The organism is Loigolactobacillus jiayinensis (assembly GCF_003946445.1).
GTDB classification, from domain to species: Bacteria; Bacillota; Bacilli; order Lactobacillales; family Lactobacillaceae; genus Loigolactobacillus; species Loigolactobacillus jiayinensis.
Map to the genome: position 1 here is coordinate 1 of NZ_RHOF01000111.1, position 3206 is coordinate 3206.

Genomic DNA, 3206 nt, shown 5'->3' on the forward strand with positions numbered 1-3206 from the left:
AATTCTGAGATCGGGCGATTTGTATTGAAAAACGGTTTATTATTAGGTGCTTACGAAAAACACGGCTCAATAGCAGTTGTAAAGGAAGGTGACCCAATGATCGATATGTTAATTTTGGCTGAAAAAGCCAGCGCAGCTAAGCATATGGCCAAAGCATTTGGCGGGACGACCGGAAATGTGATCGGCAAGACGTATAAAATCGTTCATGCGCACGGTCACTTAATGGCATTTAAAGACCCCGAAAAAATGGTGACAACAGAAGCGGCTAAACAACGTTACAGTTCGTGGACGGATATGCAGACAATGCCGTGGAATCAAGCTGATTTTTCATGGGCAAAAACCTATACCAAGGCCTATAATGCCTATACGAAAAAATCTAAATCAACCCGCGCAGATGTCGCGGCAATTAAGGCAGAAGCAGCCAACGCTCAGGCTATTTTAATCGCCACAGATAATGATCCTTCCGGTGAAGGGGATTTGTTAGGCTGGGAAATTGTGAACGCAATTAAATGGCAAAAGCCGGTTTATCGCATTCGTTTTGCTGATGAAACCCCTAAATCACTGAATAAAGCAATGCAGCAAATGACTGAGATCACAGATCAATCTAAGCAAGGCGAATACCTCAAATCAGATGCGCGTAGCAAGTGGGATTTTTTATCAATGCAACTAACGCGTATTTCCACTTATGCTGCCCGTCAGGCAGGTTACCGGGTCAAAGTAGTCAATCAGGGCCGCTTGAAATCAGTGATTGTTTTAAAAATCTGGCAGCAACAACAATTGATCGATAACTATGTTAAAACACCTTACTTTGAGACTAAGTTTAAGGATCCGGCGGGCCATATTTTCGCGCGGGAGCTTAAAACTGATGCGCAAAAACAGGCCGCCCGCTTTGCAGATGAACAAAGTGGTCAGACTGATGTCGCGCGCTATAAGAATAGTCCAGTGACAGCTATCAAACGTGTGCGCAAAACGCAGGCGCCAGGTGCGTTGCTTGATTTGGCCAAGTTAGGCTCACTTTTAGCGCAACAAGGATTTAATTCCAAGGAAGTACTCGCTACCTATCAAAAGATGTACGAAGCAGAACTTGTTTCCTACCCGCGTACTGAAGACCGCAAAATCACGCAGGAGCAGTACAATGAACTTTTGCCAGTCGTTGACACGATTGCCGCTGTTGTCGGCGTCAACCCACAATTGTTGACCCATCGCGTATTACGCAGCAAGCACCGTGCTAGTGCGGCGGCCCATGGTGCGAACCGACCGGGCATCAAGGTACCTAAGTCGTTGGCTGAGTTAAGCAAATACGGCCCAAGCGCCCAAGCAATCTACAAAACATTGGCCGCAAATTATTTGGCGATTTTAGGCGAGGATTATGAATTCGCACGGATTACCGCCGAGTTACAATTATATCCTGACTTTAAAACTGGGTTCAATGTACCACTTAAATTAAATTATAAGGCCATCTTTGATGATACGGAGCAAGCGACGAAGACCCAAACGCCTAATGAAGCTGTTGGACCTGATGCCACGCCGTTTATGTATTAAGGTGCTAATCCGAAACCCACACGACCAAGTGCTGATTGGATCGGTAAGTTCTTAGAAAAGCATAACATCGGCACAGGTGCCACCAGACTTAGCGTGCAAGCGCAGTTGATCAGTGGCAAAAATGCGTTCATCAACGAAAAACGTGGTTTCTATACGTTAACGCAACCAGGCACGATTGCTGCGGTGCTGGTGCGGGATACTTGGATCGGCTCACCTAAAATCACCAAACAGCTTTTTGATCATATGGACGCCGTTGGTAAGCTAAATGAAGCACCAGCGGTCGTGGTCAATTCAGCCACTAACGTGATCGCCCATGATTTACCACTTATCTTAAATAATAGCCAGGAACTCGCAAACTTTGTGGGCAAGCAGTCACCGGCAAGCGCGCCAAAAAAATATAAAACCAAACCCAAGGCCCAAGGACAATATCAAAATGGGCCAACAGTTGAATTTAATTCAACCTGGAGCGGCCATAAATTTAGCGCAGAGGAGATCCGCAAACTATTGCAAGGTGACGTGATCTCATTTAGTGCCACCAGTAAGTACGGCAAGACCTACACTGCCACCGGCGCCTTAAAGCAACAAACGTTTAAGGGCAAAAAGTTTTGGGGTTTCAAGGCTGACTTTGGTAAGTAGGTAAAAATAACAGCAGCGATAGATTTCAATGAATATTGCGGGATTAATTAATAAAGCAGGCGCTGACATAAGTGAAATTATGCCAGCGCCTGCTTTATAGTAGATGACTAGTTGGTCATATGCGCTATAAAATAACACCCTAGGGCGCCTATTCATTTATTGCGCGTTAATTTGTTTTACTCTCGGCGTTTGCGTAGAAAATCCGCGATCCGCGAAATTTCTTTCGTCGAAGCTGTTGTACGTTTGAATTTTAAATTTGGAAAAGCGTGGAGTAAGCGGCGCTCAACGTAGTTCAAGCGTGGTAGGCGATCGTTGGCTTTAATATTGGCGCGGAAATGTTCGAACCAGCCATCTAGATGGGTATCAGCTTGATTTTTAATATCAGCTTTCATGGTTTCAACCGTGTTACCAATACGCTGAGTGGCAGCGCGGAACCCGATGACGTTGGCAACGGTAAAACCGAGGTCGAACATCAATAAGTCGGTGAAGACCACGCTACTGAGAATCGCCGTTGTTGCCGGCAAACCGAGAATAAAGCGACTTACAAAAGGATGGACTAACTTGACGATCACGACGATGCCAAAGCCCCAAAATAACGAGATTGGTAGGGCAACGCGGCCATTAAGATTCAGTGGCAACTGACTATAATCCCACCAACGTGCTTGAAATAATTTTTCCATCAGCCAACTGGTAAGGTACTCGATCACAGTGATCAGCAAGGCACCGAGGACAAACAGGGCCACCAAGTTATTTTTGAACGGTTCCAGCAATAATAGAACTAGGATGACACTAAAGCCGTAAACGGGGATGATCGGCCCAATCATAAAGCCCGAGTTGGTAAAGTGTCGTTTACGCACACTCACATAAGTGCTTTCCCAAATCCAGCCGATAAAAGCATAAGCCGCAAAATAAAGAATTAAAAATGAAAAACGTAATTCTACGGGTGAAAGAAAAATTTCCTGCACAGTGACTAACCTCCTCGTATTATTAAATTTAGAAACTTACTTCTTTGTACTTAACGACTCAGG

The 3206-nt window shown here is 45.0% G+C and carries 1 protein-coding gene and 1 pseudogene; one reads left to right on the top strand and one right to left on the bottom strand.

Translation table 11 applies throughout. From position 1 onward, the window contains the following. The first annotated feature begins 96 nt into the window (after positions 1–96). A pseudogene (locus EKM80_RS14605) lies at positions 97–2178 on the top strand (DNA topoisomerase). Positions 2179–2354: 176 nt separating this feature from the next. Here EKM80_RS14605 and EKM80_RS14610 read toward each other — a convergent pair. Further along, positions 2355–3143, bottom strand: a complete 789-nt coding sequence (locus tag EKM80_RS14610) for a putative ABC transporter permease (protein ID WP_125554403.1) — start codon at positions 3141–3143, stop codon at positions 2355–2357. Positions 3144–3206 lie beyond the last annotated feature (63 nt).